This is a genomic window from Kitasatospora sp. NPDC096128 (genome assembly GCF_040303105.1).
Taxonomy (GTDB): Bacteria; Actinomycetota; Actinomycetes; order Streptomycetales; family Streptomycetaceae; genus Kitasatospora.
Genome location: NZ_JBEOSP010000001.1, coordinates 271,886 through 287,130 on the forward strand (window position 1 = coordinate 271,886; position 15,245 = coordinate 287,130).

The following is a 15,245-nucleotide window of genomic DNA, read 5'->3' on the forward strand; positions in this document are numbered from 1 at the left end:
GGCCGCCGGGGATACAGAGCCCCGGGGAGCGCCGGATGGTTGCCCGGCCCGGACGGCGCATCGGCTGCGGCGGCCGGACCCGGCTGGTTGCCGGTGCGGGGGACCGGCCGGATAGCGTGCGGGCATGGACGAGCATTCCGAGAGACACGTGAACGCCCGGTACGAGCGGCTGGCCCAGCGGGTCCGCGACGAACTCGCCGCCGCCGGGCTGCCGGTGACGGCCCCGGGCCTGAACGGGGGCTTCGCCACCGGTGCGGAGGTCCGGGTGAGCACCTGGAACCAGCACTTCGGCGCGGCGGACCCGGAGGTGCTGGTCAGCTGGCACGTGAGCCCCCGGCTGCGCGGCCGGGCGGAGGAGGACGCCCGGCGGGCCGACGGGGCGACCCCGGCGGTCCGGCAGTCGGACGAGGCCCGGACGGCGATGGCCACCGCGATGACCGCGATCCTCACGGCGGCCGGCTACACCGCGCGCGACCACGGCAACGAGTTCTCGCCCTTCGACGTCCAGGTCCTCGCCGGGCCGGAGCGCCGGACCGCACCGGCCTGGGCCGACCGGGAGGACACCCCGGCCGGGGCGGACGGCGAGTCCGGCAACTGAACCGCCCCGGCCCGCCGGGGCGTCGACTCCTATGAAGGGGGAGCATGGAGATCGAGCTGCTCGGGCCGATGACGGTCCGACGGGCGGACGGCACGGTGGTCACGCCCTCGGCCCCGAAGCGGCGTGCGCTGCTGGCCGCGCTGGCCGTACGGCTGAACCAGCCGGTCGGCGCCGAGGACCTGATCGAGCTGGTCTGGGACGGCGCCGCGCCGCCGACCGCACGGGCCGCCCTCCAGGGGCACGTGGCCGCGCTGCGCCAGCAGTTGGACGACCCCCGGCTGGTGCTCGGCACCCGCGGCGGCGGGTACGTCCTGGAGGGGGACGCGGACCGGGTGGACCTGGTCCGCTTCGGCGCGCTCCACGACCGCTCCGCGGTGCTGCTGCCCGGCGCCGCCGCCCGGCTCGGCACGGACGACCCGGCCGTCCCGCTGCTGCGCGCCGCCCTCGACCTGTGGCGCGGCCCGGCGCTCGCCGACTGCGGGTCCGAGCTGCTGCGCGCGCGCACCCTCCCCGACCTGACCGACCAGCGGCTGCGCGTCCTGGACCGGCTGGCCCAGCGGCTGCTGCTGGCCGGCCGCGGCGGGGAGCTGGTGGCCGAGCTCGGCGAGGCGGCCGACGCCCACCCGGGCCGGCAGCCGCTGGCGGCCCGGCTGGTCCAGTGCCTGGAACAGGCCGGTCGCGGACTGGAGGCCCGGGCCCGGTACGACCATGCGCTGGCCCGGCTGTCCGGCCCGCCCGGGCCGGAACTGCGGCTGGCGGGCGAGCAGTTGGCCCGGCACGCCTCGCCGGAACGGCGCTTCGTCGGGCGCGCCGCCGAACTCGCCGGGCTGCACGAGGCGTTGGCCGTCGCCGCCCGGACCGGTCGCCCGATCCTGGTCACCGGCCCGGCCGGAGTGGGCAAGAGCGCCCTGGTCCAGCACTGGGCGGCGCAGCGCTTCCCGGACGGCGTGCTGCGCGCCGACCTGCGCGGCACCGACCCGGCCGGGCCACGCGAACCCGCCGACGTCCTGGCCGGGTTCCTCACCGACCTCGGCGTCGCCCCCGGGGACGTCCCCGCCGAGCCCGAGGAGCGCGCCGCCCGCTACCGCGAACTCCTCGCCGACCGCCGGATCCTGATCCTGCTGGACGACGCCGCCTGCTACCGCCAGCTCACCCCGCTGCTGCCCGGCCGGCCCGCGTCGGCCGGCTCCGTCCTGGGCCCGGTCGCCGTCGTCACCAGCCGCAACCGGCTGCGCGAGCTGCTGCTCCACGAGGACTCCCTCGCCCTCCCGCTCGGCCCGCTCGCCGCCGAGGACGCCCGCGCGCTGCTCGCCCGCGCCCTCGGCCCGGACCGCCCCGCCACCGCGCCGCAGACCGCCGCCGAACTCGACGAACTCGCCGAGCGCTGCGACCACCTGCCGCTGGCCCTGCGGCTGGCCGCCGCCCGACTGGCCGCCCGCCCGGACTGGTCGCCGGGGGACCTCGCCGCCGAACTCGCCGACGAGCAGACCGGCCTCACCGCCCTGGCCGACGTCGGCACCGCGCACGGCCCGAGCGGCATCACCGCCGCCCTGGACCGGACGTACCGAACCCTGCCGCCCGCCGCCGCCCGGCTGTTCACCCTGCTGGGGCTGCACCCCGGCGCGGTGATCGACACCGCCACCGCCGCCGCGCTCGCCGACCTCCGGCCCGCCGCCGCCCGCACCCTGCTGACCGCGCTCGACGCCGTCCACCTGCTGGCGGAGCGCGCGCCCGGCCGGTACGCCCGCCGCGAGCTGGTCCGCCGCTACGCCGCCGGGCAAGCCGCCGAACTGGACTGCGAGGAGCGGTTCGGCGCCCTCGACCGGCTGATCGCCCACTACCTGGAGCTCACCGCCCCCTGGGGCCCGGACGCCGACGGGCCGGGCGGGCCGGGCGTCGGCAGCGGCCGTGCCGCCCGGCCGCCGGCCTGGTTCCGCCGGGAGGAGAGCGCGTTGCGCGCCGTCGTCCTGCGCGCCGAACAGTACGGGCGCGCCGACGCCGCCTGGCAACTCGCCCACCGGATCGGCCGGCTGTACGAGCTGTACGGGCTGTCCGGGCTGTCCGAACTGTCGGAGCCGTCCGCGGCCGCCTCCGGCGAGGACCGGGCGCACCGGCGGGCCGTCGCCGAGATCGGGCTGCGCGCCGCGCAGGCCGCCCGGGACGACGCGGCGCTCGCCCGGCTGGGCACCGACCTGGCCGTCCTGCACGTCCACCGGGCGGCCCACCGCACCGCCCTGGAGCAGCTTGACGCGGCCGTCGCGGCCGCCGACCGCTCCGGGGACACGCTGCTGCGCCACCACTGCCGCAGCCGGGTGGCGGCCGCCCTGGTCCGGGTCGGGCAGTACCACCGGGCGGTGCCGCTGCTCACCGAGCTGGTGACCGCCGCTCGCACCCCGGCGGCCGAGCACCTGCTGGTCGGGGCGCTCACCGAGCTCGCCGAGGCCCTGGTGGTGGTCGGAGCGCCCGAGCGGGCGCTCGCCCACGCCGACGAGGCGGTCCGGATCGCCACCGGCCGTACCGCCCACGGCCGGCCGGGCCCCACCCGGCAGGGAACCGACCGGCAGGGAACGGACCGGCAGGGAACGGACCGGCAGGGAACGGACCGGCAGGGAACGGACCGGCCGGGAACGGACCGCAGTGCGGCCGGGCGTTCCCCCGCCGGCTCGACCGGGAGACCGGGCGGCGTCGCGGCGGTGCTCGCCACCCACGGCCGGGCCCGCGCCCTGCACGCCCTCGGCCGCCGGGACGCCGCGCTCTCCTCGGCCCAGCTCGCCGTCGCCCTCGGCCGCACCGTCGGCGACCCCGCCGTGGAAGCGCGCTCGCACAGACTGCTCGCCGACCTGCTGTTCGAGCTCGGCCGCAGCGTCGAGGGGTCGGAGGCCAGACGGCAGGAGCGGGCGCTGGTGGCGGGGGAGGAGCTTTAGGGCCCGCCCGGCAAGATCCGCCGGACAGGCCCGAGGGCCCGCCCGGGGGCACAACTGCCTCCCCGGGCAAGGGAGCAGGCGGAAGTACCGGCGGTTCCGACAGGCGGAACCGCTCGCCGGGCGCCCGCGTCCCGGGCGTCCCCGCAGGCCGCGGCCGGGTACGCGCGGCCCGTCCCGCGGGGCATACTTCTGCCTGAGACGAACTGCCCGGCGCGCGGCCCGGCAGAACTGCGGCAGAACCGCGGAAGCGCGGACCAGGGGGGCGGGGCGGAGAGATGGCGGTCGTGAGCGGAACCGGGGAGTTCGGCCGGCTGCTGACCGGCCACCGGGTGACGGCGGGGATGACCCAGGAGGACCTGGCCGCCACGGCCGGGGTCAGCCTGCGCGCGCTCGGGGACATGGAGCGCGGCCGCACCCGGGGACCGCAACGGCGCACCGTGCAGGCGCTGGCCGCCGCCCTGGGCCTGGACGGTCCGCAGACCGCGGCGCTGGAGCGGGCCGCCCAGGCCGGCCGGCCCCGGGGCGTGCGGCAGGTGCCCCCGCAGTCCCAGGCCCCCGGCCCCGGCGGCCGGTCCACCGCCCCCGCGGCGCCGGACCGCGAGGCCTCGCCGCCCGGGTCGTCGCCCGTCCCCCTTGCCGACCCGGTGGTCCCGGGCGCGCTCGCCCTCCCGCGCGACCTCGCCGACTTCACCGCCCGCGAGCAGGCGCTCGCCGACCTCGCCGCCCTCACCGCGGACCGGAACCCCGCCCACCCCCGGGTGGTGCTGATCAGCGGCCAGCCCGGCCTGGGCAAGACCGCCTTCGCCCTGCACGCCGCCCACGCCCTCGCCCCGGCCTTCCCGGACGGCCAGCTCTCGCTGGACCTCGGCGGCATGGGCGCCGCCCCGCTGCCCGCCCGGGAGGCCCTCGGCCAGGTGCTGCGCGCCCTCGGGGTCGCGGACGGCGCGGTGCCCGCCGGGACGGAGGAGCGGGCCGGGCTGTTCCGCGCCCTGGTGCGCGACCGCCGACTGGTCCTGGTGCTGGACAACGCTGCCGACGAGAGCCAGGTGCGCCCGCTGCTGCCCGGCGCGGGCCCGGCCGTGACCATCGTGACCAGCCGGAACGCCCTGCCCGGCCTGGAGGCGGTGCACCGGCTGCAGCTCGAGGTGCTGTCCTCGGCCGAGGCCGCCGCCCTGCTGGCCCGGATCGCCGGACCGGAACGGGTCGAGGCCGCGCCGGACGCCGCCGCCGAGCTGGCCCGGTTGTGCGGATACCTGCCGCTCGCGCTGCGGATCGCCGGGCAGCGGTTGGTGGCCCGTCCGCAGCAGCCGGTGGCCCAGCTGGCGCGCCAGCTCGCCGCCGAGGAGAACCGGCTGGACCTGCTGGAGACGGGCGACCTGGCGGTCCGTCCGGCCTTCGAGCTGTCCTACCGCCGGCTGCCCGCGGAGTCCCAGCTGGTGCTCCGGCGCTGCGCGCTGACCGCGGGGCAGGACTTCACCGCGGCAGTCCTGGCGCACTACGCGGGGCTGCCGGCCGCGCGCACCGAGCTGGTCCTGGAGCAGCTCGTCGACGCCGGCCTGGTGCAGCCCGCCACCCCGGAGCGCTACCGGCTGCACGACCTGGTGCGGCTGTACGCGGGCGAGCGGCTGGCCGCCGACGAGCCGGCCGGGGCCGTCGCCGCGGCCCGTAGGGAGGCCGGGACCGAGCTGCTGCGCGAGGCGGCCGCCCACGGACTGCGGTTCGACCCCGACCGCACGGCGGCCGTCGGGGCCGTCGGCACCGGCCCGGCCGACGGCGGGTCGGTGCCGCTCACCGAGGCGGCGCGCTGGCTGGAGGAGGAGCACCCGGAGTGGCTGGCCGCGCTCCACCGGGCGCAGCGGGAGGGCCGGCACCGGGAGGTGATCGACACCGCCGAGGCCATGCACTGGTTCTCCGACCGGCTGCTGAGCTGGGACCTCTGGGGCGAGGTGTTCCAGCTGTCGGTGGACGCGGCCCGGGCGTGCGGCGACCGGCGGGCCGAGGCGGCGCACGTGAACTACCTGGCCTGGACGTACATCACCTGTCTGCACCGCTACCAGCGCGGCATCGAACTGGCCGGCGAGGGGCTGGAGCTGGCCCGGGCGCTCGGCGACCACGAGCAGCAGGGCTGGGCGCTCACCTACCTCGGCTCCGGGCTGCGGCACCTGCAGCGCTACCGGGAGGCGAGCGAGAGCTACCAGCGGGCGGCGGACGCCTTCGCCGAGGTCGACAACCGGGCCGCGCTGATCGGACGGCTGGTCACCCTGCGCGGCGCGGCGACCTGCCTTCGCCACCTCGGCCGGGCGGAGGAGGCGGTGGACTCCCGTCGCCGCGCGCTGGCGGGCGCGCTGGAGCTGGTGGAGCGCTGGTCCTCGCCGCTGATGCACCTGCTGGCGGCGATGACGGCGCACGAACTCGGCCAGGACCGGGCGGCGTTGAAACGCTGGCCGGCCGCCGAGAAGGCCTACCGGCAGGCGCTGGTGCACTACGAGGCGATCGGGCGCCCGGACAGCATGACCAAGGCGCTGACCGAGCTGGGCACCGCGCTGATCGAGCAGGGCCGGGCCGACGAGGCCCGGGAGATCCTCACCGAGGCGCTCACCGACCTGAGCGCGGACGGCCGCCCCGGCCGGGCCGTCGCCCGGTGACGACCCGGGCCGTGACGGCCCGTTCGCAACGGCCCGACCCGGCCCGGGCGTGGCGCGTCAGATCCGGGTGTCCTCCACCACCGGCAGGCCCTGGTCGTGCTGGACGGCCCGGTGGTTCTGCGCGGCCGGGGCGGAGCCGGTGCGCGGCGCGGCAGCCGGCTTCTTCCCGCAGAAGGCCGGCTCCAGCGCGTTCATCAGGCCCTGGGTGACCGAGCCGTTGTTGGAGGCGTTGGCGAAGACCACCACCGAGCGGCGACCGTCCGCGCCGACGAAGGACTGGGTCTGGAAGCCCTGGACGATCCCGCCGTGCCCGTACACGTCCCCGCAGGTCAGCGAGATGCGGCGGAGGCCCAGGCCGTAGGAGATCTTGGCGGTCGGGGTGGGCAGCGCGGCCTCCATCTGGCGCAGCGAGTCGTCCGAGACCAGCCCGCCGTCGCCGCCGGCCATCAGCGCGGTGAGGAAGCGGTCGAGGTCCCCGGCGGAGGAGATGACCGCCCCGGCGGACCACACCCAGGAGCCGGTCTGCTCGGTGGAGTCCAGCAGCGGCTTGGTGCGGTCGTCGTTGGTGAGGTAGCCGGTGACGTGGGCGCCCTCGATCCGCTGGTCCGGGACGACGAAGGAGGTCTGCTCCAGGCCGAGCGGCTCGATGATCCGCTCGCGCAGCAGGTCGGCGAACGGGCGGCCGGTGAGGTGCTCGACGGCGAGGCCCAGCAGCACGAAGTCGGTGTTGGAGTAGGAGTAGCGGCTGCCCGGCGCGTACTGCTGGCCGTGCTTGACCGACATCGCGACCAGGTCCGCCGGGGCGTACACATTGGTGCGGATGCGTGCCTCGAAGGCGCTGGTGGTCTCCTCGCCGGCCTGTTCCAGCAGGTCGTTGGTGTGGTCGTAGATGCCGGCCCGGTGCTCCATGACCTGACGGCCGGTCATCGTCCAGCCGTCCGGGAGGGTGCCGGCCGGGAGGTAGTCGCGCAGCGGCTTGTCGAGGTCGATCCGGCCCTCCTGCGCCAGCTGCATCACGAGAACGGCGGTGAACATCTTGCTGTTGCTGCCGACCCGGAACCTCCACGCGGAGTTCATCGGCGTCCCGTCCAGGTCGGCCTTGCCGACGGTCAGGGAGCGGGTCCGGTCGTCGTCGCCGTGGTCGCGGATCACCGCGAAGGCGCCGGGGGCGCCGGCGGCCATGGTGGCCTGAAGTGCGCTCAGCACTCCGGCGGTGTCGGGGACGGGCAGGGTCGGGGCGTCCTGGGCGGCGGCCAGGGCGGGTACGGCTCCGGTGGCCGCCAGGACGGCAGCGGCGGCGGCCACCGCGAGCGGACGCAGCAGACGGGTCTTCGCCATGTTCCTCGGCTCTCTCGTGGGCTGACGCGGTGTCGGGTCGCGTCGTTCGATGATCACTATCACCGCTTCGCGCGGCCCGTGGCAATGTGAACCCGATCGGCCGCATCGTCCGTTGCCGGTGGGTTTTGTCCTGCGCACCGTTCGTTTCCCGGTCCGGGGGCAAGGTTTTACCTCCCGTCGTCTACCCGCGTCGACCAGCCCGCCCGCATCCTGTTCGAGCGCCCCGTTCGTCGTGTCCACGCCGTCCGCGCGTCCGCTCTCCGGCGCCTCCACGCGCCGACCTCCCCCCACCGACCATGGAGCCCCCATGTCCCTGGCCACCTTCGCGCGCCGTGCCGGCGCCCTGCTGCTCGTCGGCGCCGGCCTGATATCCGCCTCCGGCGCCGCCCACGCCGACGCCGTCACCGGCAGCTACTCGACGATCGTCTTCCCGGACCAGGACCACAGCGCGGTCTACGGCCTGATCAACTCGGCCGTGAAGTCCGTCGACGTGACGATGTACGAGCTGCGCGACACCACGGCCGTGAACGCCCTGATCGCCCGTCAGCGGGCCGGGGTGCGGGTCCGGGTGATCCTGGACAGCCGGCACACCTCGGTCAACGGCGCCGCCTACTCCGCGCTGCGGGCCGCGGGCGTCGGCGTGACGTACTCCTCCTCGGCGTTCGTCTACACCCACCAGAAGACCGTCACCGTGGACGGCGTGAAGTCCCTGATCCTGACCGGGAACCTGGACTCCACCTACTACTCCAGCAGCCGCGACTACGGCGTCTTCGACACCGACGCCAACGACGTCGCCGCGATCGAGCAGGTCTTCGCCGCCGACTACGCCGACACCTCGATCACCCCCTCCGACGGCGACAACCTGGTCTGGTCGCCCACCGACTCCCAGGACCGCCTGCTGGCGCTGATCAACGGCGCGCAGACCTCCCTGGACGTCGAGGAGTTGGAGTTCGGCGACCAGGCCCTGGTGGACGCGATCACCGCCGCCGCCAACCGCGGGGTCACCGTGCGCGTCGTCGGGATGAACCCGAGCTCGTACGGCTCCTCCTTCGACCAGGTCACCGCCGCCGGAGCCAAGGTGGTCACCTACTCCTCGACCACCGGCCTGTACATCCACGCCAAGGCCATCGCCGCCGACTACGGCACCTCCACGGCCAAGGTGTTCGCCGGCTCGGAGAACTTCTCCGACAACTCGCTGAACAACAACCGCGAGTTGGGCCTGATCGTCGCCGACTCCGGGGTGCTCGGCACGATCGAGTCGACCTTCGCCACCGACTTCGCCAACGGCACGCCCTACTAGGGCCTTTTCGGCCCAGCCCGTTCCGGCTGGTCGGTTCAGTCACCCAGGCACCTCCCGTCCGGGCGGCCCCACCGGGGGCCGCCCTCCACCCGAGGAAACGTCATGACTTCGTCCGCGAAGCCCCTGAACGACGCCCCCCGCCCCCGCTCCCGCCGCACCGCGACCGCGATCGGCTCGGCCGTCGCGCTGGTCGCGGCCTCGGCCGGGCTGTGGGCCGCCACCACCAGCACCGCGCAGGCGGCCGGGCTGCCCGCGCCCGACCACATCGTGGTCGTGGTGATGGAGAACCACGCCTACAGCCAGATCATCGGCAGCAGCAGCGCCCCCTACCTCAACAAGACCCTGAAGGCGGGCGGCGCCCTCCTCACCCAGTCCTACGCCATCACCCACCCCAGCGAGCCGAACTACTACGCGCTGTTCTCCGGCTCCACCCAGGGCACGGTCGACGACAGCTGCGTGACGGTCGGGGGCTTCCAGGCCCCGAACCTGGCCTCCGAGGTGCTCGCCGCCGGGAAGACCTGGGCGAGCTACAACGAGTCCCTGCCCGGCCAGGGCAGCACGGTGTGCAGCAGCGGCAAGTACGCGCAGAAGCACAACCCGTGGTTCGGCTTCGGGAACGTCCCGCTCAACAGCGCTCAGACGTTCACCCGGTTCCCGACCGACTACACCACGCTGCCCAACGTGTCCTTCGTGATCCCGAACCTGTGCAGCGACATGCACGACTGCTCGGTCGGCACCGGCGACACCTGGATCAAGAACAACCTCGGCGCGTACGCGGCCTGGGCGCAGAGCCACAACAGCCTGCTCGTCGTCACCTTCGACGAGGACAACAGCCTGTCCGGCAACCGCATCCCGACCCTGTTCTACGGCGCCCACGTCACTCCGGGCAGCAGCAGCGCCACCACGTACAACCACTACAACGTGCTGCGCACCCTGGAGGACCTCTCCGGGGCGAGCGGCCACGCGGGCAACGCGGCCAATGTGGCGGACGTCAGCGGTATCTGGAGCTGACCGGTCGCAGGCCCGGCGCCCCGCCCCGGCCGGCCGCGGGTGGGCCGGCCGCGGGCGGGCCGGGCACGGTCGGGATCGGATCGGATCGGGGCCGGTGGCGGGGTCGGGTGCCCGACTGGTATCGATAGGGTCGTGCGATTCGAACAGGTGCCGATGCCGGACGAGGTGGGGGAGCGCCCCCGGGACGACCGCGGGTACCCGGTGCCGGCGATCACGCCATGGCGGGACGGGCAGCCGCAGTTCGCCCTGACCGATCACGGGCGCAGCGCCGACTGCGCGCTGGAGCGCCGCTGTTCGGTGTGCGGCGGGTTCATGCCGCGCGGTCCGGTGTGGCGGGTGGTCGGGCCCGCGGAGAGCGCCGCGATCGCGGAGGCGCTCGCGGCGGGGCGCCCGTACCGCAACCTGGCGCCGACCATGGAGGGCCCGGGGCACCGGGCCTGCATGCTGTACGCGTCGATGGTGTGCCCGTACCTGGCCCGGCCCAACGCCCGTCGGCGGCTGACCGCCGACGGCGCGGGCGACGGGCTGACGGCCGCCGCCGTCCGCGGCGCGGCGCGTGGCGGGACGGGGGCGGTGGTCGGGTTCGGCGACTACGAGTACGCGGTCACCGCGACCCGGGTGCTGTTCCGCTTCCTCGACCTGGTCGAGTTCCGGCCGCACGAGTCGGCCGACGAGCACCTCCCCGAGCTGCGCGCCGAGTTGGCGCGCGCGACCGGGGAGGCTCGGGCGACCGGGGAAGCCGGGGCGACCGGTGAAGCCGGGGCTCAGGGTCGGTAGGAGGGCAGGCCCTTGATGGTGGAGACCTGGGTCGGCGCCGCCGAGCCGTCGGCAGGCAGGGTGCTGACGCCGTCCGGGGTGCGGGCCGCGAGGGTCTTGCCGTCCGGTGACCACGCGGGCTCGGTGTAGTCCGTGGTGGCCGAGGGGGTGAGGTCCTTCTCGGTCTTCTGCTCGTAGTCGGTGGAGCGGCTGAACAGGTGGTCGTGGCCGTCCACCGAGCGGACGAAGACGACGTGCCCGCCGTCCGGGGACAGCGCGGGCTGGGAGCCCTTGCCGATGTCGTGGGTGTTCGGGCGGATGTAGTCGTCGTAGACGTACACCTCGTTGGTCGGGGTGTTGGCGTACGCGATGCTGCCCTGTTGGCCGCCCGCGTAAGCCCAGGTGTTGCCGGTCTTCGGCGGCTGCGGGATGCCGTTGTCGGTGCCGCCCTCGGAGCTGCTCGGGGTGAGCACCTGGGGGGTGCCGCCCTTGACGGGGACGGCCTCCAGCTGGAGCACACCGCCCTTGCTCGACGCGAAGACGATGTTGTTGAAGCGCTCGGTCTCGCCGGGCACGGCGTTTCCGCTCGGGCCCTTGGAGGCGTGCTGCCAGGTCGGGTGGGACCAGGCCTCGCCGCTCGGGGCCTTGGCGAGGACGGCCTTGCCGCTGCCGTCCGGGTTGGCGGTCAGGAGGTCGCCGTCGCCGTTGACGAAGACGGCCTTCTTGCCGTCGGGGGACCACGCGAGGTCGCGTACCACCGTGCCGAAATCGACGGTGGCGCCGTTCATCGCGACGGTCCTGGTGCCTGTGCTGATGGTCAGGTGGTTGGCCGCGGAGGTGCCGTTGACCTCCTTGCCGCCCGGTGCGGGGCTCCCGGAGTGCGAACCGCCGCCCGGCGCCGCCGTGCCGGGCGCCGCCGTGCCCGGGGCGGCCGAACCGGGCGCGCTGGGCGCGGCGGTGGAGCCGGGGTCGCTGTTGTCGGGGCCGCAGGCGGAGAGCAGGAGCGCGCCGGCGGTTGTCATCAGGGCGATGGCGGCGGCGGTGCCGAATCTGTTGCGCACGGACATCTCGGGGTCCCCCTCGGGTGCTGTTCGTTGTTCGACACAGAGATTCGCAGACCCAGGTCAGGGTCCGGTGGTCGAAGCGTCACAGCCGTGGAACATTCCGATCGGAGGCGGCGTCAGTTCGTGTGTGCCGCAGGGTCAGAGGCCAAGCTCGGTGAGGCCTGGGTGGCCGTCCGGGCGGGGGCCGGCCGCCCAGTGGAGGAGCCGCTCCCCGGGGGCGATCGGCAGGTCGTTGATGCAGGCGAGGCGGCGGGCCATCAGGCCGTCCGGGGCGAACTCCCAGTTCTCGTTCCCGTACGAGCGGTACCACTGCCCGGCGTCGTCGTGCCACTCGTAGGCGAAGCGGACGGCGATCCGGTCGCCGCCGTACGCCCACAGCTCCTTGACCAGGCGGTAGTCGAGTTCGCGCTGCCACTTGCGGGTGAGGAAGTCGGTGATCCGCTCGCGGCCGGCGAGGAACTCGGCGCGGTTGCGCCAGCGGCTGTCGGGCGTGTAGGCGAGGGCGACCCGTTGCGGGTCGCGGGTGTTCCAGGCGTCCTCGGCGGCGCGCACCTTGCGGTGGGCGGTCTCCTCGGTGAAGGGCGGTGCGGGAGGGCGCTGGTCGGTCATGGGATTCTCCTCGGGAACGGGCATTCCGCCAGTGAGAACGATCGTTCTCACGTCAGTCGCTACTCTAGGAGAATCATCGTTCTCACGCAAAGGGCACGGCAGATGGAACAGGTGGACCCGCGGACCCGGATCCTCGACGCGGCCGAGGAGCTGTTCTACGGACGGGGCGTCCAGGCGGTCGGGATGGATGCCGTCCGGGCCGCCTCCGGGCTGACCATGCGCCGCGTCTACCAGCACTTCCCGTCCAAGGAGGACCTGGTCGAGGCCTACCTGCTGCGCCGTGACGCGCGCTGGCGGGCGAGCCTCGCCGTCCACGTCTCCCGGGCCGGCGGCACGCCCCGGGAGCAGGTGCTCGCGGTCTTCGACTGGCTCGGCGACTGGTTCGCCGAACCCGGCTTCCGGGGCTGCGCCTTCGTGAACTCCTTCGGCGAGCTGGGCGCCACCACCCCCGCCGTCGCGGCCGCCGCCCGGCACCACAAGGCGGAGTTCGCCGGCTACCTGGCCGGCCTGGTCGAGGCGGTCGGCGCCCCGCCCGCCACCGCCGCCCAGCTCTCCCTGCTCGCCGAGGGCGCGATCACCGTCGCGGCCGTGCACGGGGACCCGGGCGCCGCCGCCGAGGCCCGGGAGGCCGCCGACGTGCTGCTGGACGCGGCGACGCGCGGGCGGAAGCGGTAGCGCTCCGCCGGGTCGGAGTCGGGGTCCGGGCCCACACTCCCGGACCCCGGGGCGGGGCGGCTCAGCCGATGGTGTAGCCGGAGCCGTAGGCGGTGATGGTGAACGGGCCGTCCAGGTCGTAGTTGCCGGTGGCGGCGATCCGCCGCAGGCACTCGACCCGGTCGACGGACTTGCGCCACTCCTCGGCGGTGGAGGAGTTGGCCGGGTTGTTCAGGTCGTCGATCCGGACGTCGAAGAAGGCGTCCAGCCAGGCGCGCTCACCGGCGGCCGAAGGCGTGCCGACCTTGGCCGTGGTCCGGTCGATCAGGGCGGGCAGGGCGTCGTACTCGCTGCCGTTGCCGTGCTGGATGGAGGCGTCGTAGAGCTCGGCGCGGGCCAGCGCGGTGGTCAGGCCGAGCCGGTCGGCCTGGTCCATGGCCGGGGTGAAGTAGCGCTGGTCGACCTGGTCGTCCTGGACCTGCCGGAAGGCCTGGTCCTGCGCGGCCTGCTGCCAGGCCGCGATGTAGTCGGCCTCGGGCAGGCCGCTGGTGTCGCCGCTGCCGGCGGCGGCCAGGCGCTCGAGCTCGGGGATGAAGCGGGCGAGCGGGTTGTCGGGGGCGACGGCGGTGTAGGCGCGGACCACCTTGAGGGCGTCGCCGTCGTTGGTGGTGAACCCGGCCCGGCCCGCGGTGACGCCGCGGCCGTCGTTGATGTTCTCCGCGTAGCCGTACTGGATGGTGGTGGTGCTGTTCTCGAAGACGCTGACCAACTGGTCGGCGCGGCGGCGCTGGTCGGGGGTGAGCCCGCCGGCGGCCACCCGCGGGGCGGCGCCCGGCTGCTGGGCGGCGGCCCCGGCCGCGGTGGGGGCGGCGGCGGGGGCGGCGGCGACCGTCGGGGCGGCCGGGTGCTCGGGCTCGGCCTGGGCCGGGTTGGCGGCCCAGGCCATGCCGGCGGCCAGGGCGGCCAGGGCGGCCGCCGCGGTGGCCGCGGCGAGGCGGTGGGTTCGGGAAACGCGCATGGTTGTGCTCCGATCTCCGGGGTGCGACCGCCGGAGGAGGTGGGGGTGGGGGAGGAGCGGTGGGGTCAGGGGGCGCTGGTGTGGGTGAGGGTCTCCCAGCCGATGAAGTAGTTCGCCCCGAACGGGCTGTGCGCGGCCACGTACTGCTCGGTCTGCGGCATCGCGAGGCCCTCGCGCAGGTGGTACTCGTTGTACGCGAGTTGCACGGCCGGGCCGAGGCCGGTGTTCACCGAGCCGTCGCAGAGCCAGTCCGGCGCGCTCGCGCCGTTGTCGTAGGCGGTGTGGAACTCCATTGCCTTGACCAGCCGTTCGCGCCCCTCGCCCCACAGGTCGAGGCCCTGCAGCCGGGCGGTCTCGGCGGTCTGGGCGGCGGCCTCCAGGCCCCAGCCGGTGTGGCCGAAGTCCCGGCAGGTCTCCTGGGAGAGGCCGTCCACGAAGGTGGACTGGCCGTTCCAGTACTTGACCAGTGCGGACTCGCCGTCGATCCCGGCGTTCGGCGGCGGCACGGGCAGGTCGCCGTCGGAGGAGAGGTAGACGTACGCGGGCAGGCGGTGCCGCCACAGGTCGACGGCCTGGTCGAACAGGGCGCGGTCGTCCAGGAACACCGCGATGCCCATCAGGGCGTCGGTCTCGATCAGCTCCCAGTTGCCGTTCTTGCGCGGGCTGCCGGGGGTGAGCAGCGGAACGTAGACGGTGCGCAGCATGGTGGCGAAGCGGGCGGCCGAGTCCGCCGGCCAGCCGGCGGCCGAGGAGCGGATCAGCTCGGCGGCCTTGGCCCAGTTGTTGCCCGACCAGCCGGTCTGCAGCGGGGCGTTGGTGTTGGTGTGCTCCTGGATGACGGCCGACCAGGCGTCCATGATGGAGACCGCTTTGTCGGCGTACCGCTGGTCGCCGGTGAGCGACCATTGGAGGGCGTGCGCGTAGGCGGCCATCGAGTCGTCGCGCTCGTCCGAGCAGCCGTTGTTCGGGTGGGAGCTGGAGCCGCACTCGACGGTGGCGCGCGGCTTGGGCTGCCAGTCCAGCGAGGCGTACTTGCTCGCCCGCAGGTCCGCGAAGGCGGCGGTCCAGGGCTCGGCCCCGGCGGCCAACTTCTCTTTGACGAAGGCGAGTTGTTGTGCTCCGACCAGCACGCCGGGGTGCTGGAAGCCGGTTTGGGAGCGGCCGGCCGGGACCGGGACCGCGGTCGCGGCCGGGGTGTGGGCCTCGGCGGGAGCGGCGGTGCCGGGCAGGAGCAGGGCGGCGGCCGCGGCCGCGGCGATCAGTGTTCCGGCGGCTTTCCTGGCGGTGCTACGACTCATGGGGAAGTCGTCCTCTCGTGGGGAGGAGGG

Annotated in this window: 12 protein-coding genes; 7 read left to right on the forward strand and 5 right to left on the reverse strand. The window is 75.0% G+C overall.

The window, feature by feature from the left end; genetic code table 11:
• Positions 1-124: 124 nt before the first annotated feature.
• The 3 genes from ABTY61_RS01125 to ABTY61_RS01135 all read left to right on the forward strand — a co-directional run bounded on the left by ABTY61_RS01125 (position 125) and on the right by ABTY61_RS01135 (position 6,167).
• Positions 125-598, forward strand: a complete 474-nt coding sequence (locus tag ABTY61_RS01125; protein ID WP_350502769.1) for a hypothetical protein — start codon at positions 125-127, stop codon at positions 596-598.
• A gap of 44 nt (positions 599-642) precedes the next feature.
• Positions 643-3,522: an AfsR/SARP family transcriptional regulator gene (locus tag ABTY61_RS01130; RefSeq protein ID WP_350502770.1), complete on the forward strand. Its 2,880-nt coding sequence runs from the start codon at positions 643-645 to the stop codon at positions 3,520-3,522.
• 284 nt (positions 3,523-3,806) lie between these two features.
• Positions 3,807-6,167 (forward strand): tetratricopeptide repeat protein, encoded by a 2,361-nt coding sequence (locus tag ABTY61_RS01135; protein WP_350502771.1) that lies wholly within the window; start codon positions 3,807-3,809, stop codon positions 6,165-6,167.
• Between the two features lie 57 nt (positions 6,168-6,224).
• Here the strand turns inward: ABTY61_RS01135 and ABTY61_RS01140 are convergent, their stop codons facing one another.
• Positions 6,225-7,505 (reverse strand): serine hydrolase domain-containing protein, encoded by a 1,281-nt coding sequence (locus ABTY61_RS01140; protein WP_350502772.1) that lies wholly within the window; start codon positions 7,503-7,505, stop codon positions 6,225-6,227.
• 307 nt (positions 7,506-7,812) lie between these two features.
• On the opposite strand from ABTY61_RS01140, the gene ABTY61_RS01145 reads away from it, so the two are divergent.
• The 3 genes from ABTY61_RS01145 (at position 7,813) to ABTY61_RS01155 (ending at position 10,593) form a co-directional block, all read left to right on the forward strand.
• A complete protein-coding gene (locus ABTY61_RS01145; protein WP_350502773.1) occupies positions 7,813-8,805 on the forward strand; it encodes a phospholipase D-like domain-containing protein in 993 nt (330 codons plus the stop codon).
• Positions 8,806-8,907: 102 nt separating this feature from the next.
• Positions 8,908-9,816, forward strand: coding sequence for an alkaline phosphatase family protein (locus tag ABTY61_RS01150; protein ID WP_350502774.1), 909 nt, complete (start codon positions 8,908-8,910; stop codon positions 9,814-9,816).
• Positions 9,817-9,948: 132 nt separating this feature from the next.
• Positions 9,949-10,593, forward strand: coding sequence for a hypothetical protein (locus tag ABTY61_RS01155; RefSeq protein WP_350502775.1), 645 nt, complete (start codon positions 9,949-9,951; stop codon positions 10,591-10,593).
• On the opposite strand, the gene ABTY61_RS01160 is transcribed toward ABTY61_RS01155, so the two are convergent.
• Together ABTY61_RS01160 and ABTY61_RS01165 are read right to left on the reverse strand one after the other, a co-directional pair.
• Positions 10,581-11,639: a TolB-like translocation protein gene (locus ABTY61_RS01160; RefSeq protein ID WP_350502776.1), complete on the reverse strand. Its 1,059-nt coding sequence runs from the start codon at positions 11,637-11,639 to the stop codon at positions 10,581-10,583. The genes ABTY61_RS01155 and ABTY61_RS01160 overlap by 13 nt on opposite strands.
• 135 nt (positions 11,640-11,774) lie before the next feature.
• The gene (locus ABTY61_RS01165) at positions 11,775-12,245 is read right to left on the reverse strand and encodes a nuclear transport factor 2 family protein (RefSeq protein ID WP_350502777.1); all 471 of its coding nucleotides are present in this window, start codon (positions 12,243-12,245) and stop codon (positions 11,775-11,777) included.
• A 102-nt stretch (positions 12,246-12,347) separates the two neighbouring features.
• Between ABTY61_RS01165 and ABTY61_RS01170 the strand changes: the two genes are divergently transcribed.
• Positions 12,348-12,920: a TetR/AcrR family transcriptional regulator gene (locus ABTY61_RS01170; protein WP_350502778.1), complete on the forward strand. Its 573-nt coding sequence runs from the start codon at positions 12,348-12,350 to the stop codon at positions 12,918-12,920.
• Between the two features lie 61 nt (positions 12,921-12,981).
• On the opposite strand, the gene ABTY61_RS01175 is transcribed toward ABTY61_RS01170, so the two are convergent.
• Together ABTY61_RS01175 and ABTY61_RS01180 are read right to left on the reverse strand one after the other, a co-directional pair.
• Positions 12,982-13,917 carry a chitosanase gene (locus ABTY61_RS01175; protein WP_350502779.1) on the reverse strand — a complete coding sequence of 312 codons (936 nt, stop codon included), beginning with the start codon at positions 13,915-13,917 and terminating at the stop codon, positions 12,982-12,984.
• A gap of 65 nt (positions 13,918-13,982) precedes the next feature.
• Positions 13,983-15,215: an alginate lyase family protein gene (locus ABTY61_RS01180; RefSeq protein ID WP_350502780.1), complete on the reverse strand. Its 1,233-nt coding sequence runs from the start codon at positions 15,213-15,215 to the stop codon at positions 13,983-13,985.
• Positions 15,216-15,245: the final 30 nt, after the last annotated feature.

Coding starts and splice junctions, on each gene's coding strand:
- ABTY61_RS01125 (WP_350502769.1), top strand. CDS start 125: ATGGACGAGCATTCCGAGAGACACGTGAACGCCCGGTACGAGCGGCTG.
- ABTY61_RS01130 (WP_350502770.1), top strand. CDS start 643: ATGGAGATCGAGCTGCTCGGGCCGATGACGGTCCGACGGGCGGACGGC.
- ABTY61_RS01140 (WP_350502772.1), bottom strand. CDS start 7,505: ATGGCGAAGACCCGTCTGCTGCGTCCGCTCGCGGTGGCCGCCGCCGCT.
- ABTY61_RS01145 (WP_350502773.1), top strand. CDS start 7,813: ATGTCCCTGGCCACCTTCGCGCGCCGTGCCGGCGCCCTGCTGCTCGTC.
- ABTY61_RS01150 (WP_350502774.1), top strand. CDS start 8,908: ATGACTTCGTCCGCGAAGCCCCTGAACGACGCCCCCCGCCCCCGCTCC.
- ABTY61_RS01160 (WP_350502776.1), bottom strand. CDS start 11,639: ATGTCCGTGCGCAACAGATTCGGCACCGCCGCCGCCATCGCCCTGATG.
- ABTY61_RS01165 (WP_350502777.1), bottom strand. CDS start 12,245: ATGACCGACCAGCGCCCTCCCGCACCGCCCTTCACCGAGGAGACCGCC.
- ABTY61_RS01170 (WP_350502778.1), top strand. CDS start 12,348: ATGGAACAGGTGGACCCGCGGACCCGGATCCTCGACGCGGCCGAGGAG.
- ABTY61_RS01175 (WP_350502779.1), bottom strand. CDS start 13,917: ATGCGCGTTTCCCGAACCCACCGCCTCGCCGCGGCCACCGCGGCGGCC.
- ABTY61_RS01180 (WP_350502780.1), bottom strand. CDS start 15,215: ATGAGTCGTAGCACCGCCAGGAAAGCCGCCGGAACACTGATCGCCGCG.